Raw genomic sequence first — 1,246 nt, 5'->3', positions numbered from 1 at the left:
CAACTTCTTCATCCGTTTTGTTATTCAAAAAAGGCTTGATTAAGTTCATCTTGTCCAAAAACTCTGAAATTGATATATCCGGCCCAAACTTAATCGTTTGCTTCTCTCTGCCTTTTTTCGTGCAGTCTTTGTAATCTTTCTGCAACTGAGAGTTTATGTTGATTACCTTGAATGGATGAGTTTCCATGCTGCGTCCCTCTTGCTAAGTAGATACTTTCATTAATCATCACGCTTTCTTGTGTCCACCGGCGTTCACTTAACCACTCATGTTACGCGCTTAACCTTTAAGCCATACTTCTAAGCTCCTGAAGTGCAATTTGATTAGCCCTTAATATCAGCTTATATTTTATTGCAAAATGGTTTAAAGATTTTTTCAATTTTAATCTTTCCAATCTGCAAAACCCAAGAATACTGTAATAAATATGGTTCAACTGAGATGTGACAACCCGCGTAGGCGACTTTTCAAAGCTCGAATTTTGTTTTACTGACTTGTGAAATTCCTCAATACTCCAGCGTTTTTTATAGGTATCCAGGATTGGTTGGCCATCAATACTCAAGTCATTAGTTACTAGATATAAGACACTTTCCTTACCATTTTCGTTTTTGAATGTTTTTTTCATAACCTGTACTTTGAAAGCCATACCTTTTAAGTACACAGTCTGAGGAATGCCGTCTTCTAATGATATTTGCTTTAGTTGTTGATGCTTACCATTCTCTTTATCTTTTTCAGTCAGTGCGACACATCGATTACTTTTGATTCCCATGATAAATTTCTTTCCAACATTGTGGATATAGCTCATATTTGATTGACTGCTAAACCAGCGATCTGCAAGCACATATGCAAACTTTAAGTCGTTACGAATAGCGACATTCAGAAGTTTTAGAAAAAGGTCATTTTTTGTAAAAGAAGACTTTCTTCGTTCTTTTTTGGTTTGAAGGTCACTATAACGAATGGTTTTCTCTATCACTTCATAAGCGATAGGCAAGCGTACGTCTCCGTAGCGCACCATCGCTGTCAAGATATTAATGCCCTTCACTGTTCGACCTTTACTATGGTCATAATGCCAGGCGATAATATCATTTTCATCGCTGTAGGGTTTTTCAGCAATCATATCATCCAAGGCTAAAACTCCATCATCAAGTCCCTCATACTCACGAACATCAGTCTTAATTTTTAACCAAAGGTCTTTTGATGTTTGTGGGGCTTTATTCAATAAGCGAGTTATCCGGCACTGTTGCGAAAAAT

2 protein-coding genes are annotated in these 1,246 nt (G+C 36.9%); both read right to left on the bottom strand.

Annotated features, from left to right (window positions below; translation table 11 throughout):
• Positions 1-187 (bottom strand): hypothetical protein (locus C200_RS16225; RefSeq protein ID WP_033923797.1); only part of this gene is annotated, 187 nt, incomplete at its 3' end.
• Between the two features lie 97 nt (positions 188-284).
• On the bottom strand, positions 285-1,246 hold a 962-nt coding region (locus tag C200_RS12460), incomplete at its 5' end, for an IS701 family transposase (RefSeq protein ID WP_033923796.1).

The organism is Piscirickettsia salmonis LF-89 = ATCC VR-1361, from assembly GCF_000297215.2.
Lineage (GTDB): Bacteria > Pseudomonadota > Gammaproteobacteria > Piscirickettsiales > Piscirickettsiaceae > Piscirickettsia > Piscirickettsia salmonis.
Note: the sequence above shows the minus strand (reverse complement) of the source record. Positions and strands in the feature narration are given on the sequence as shown.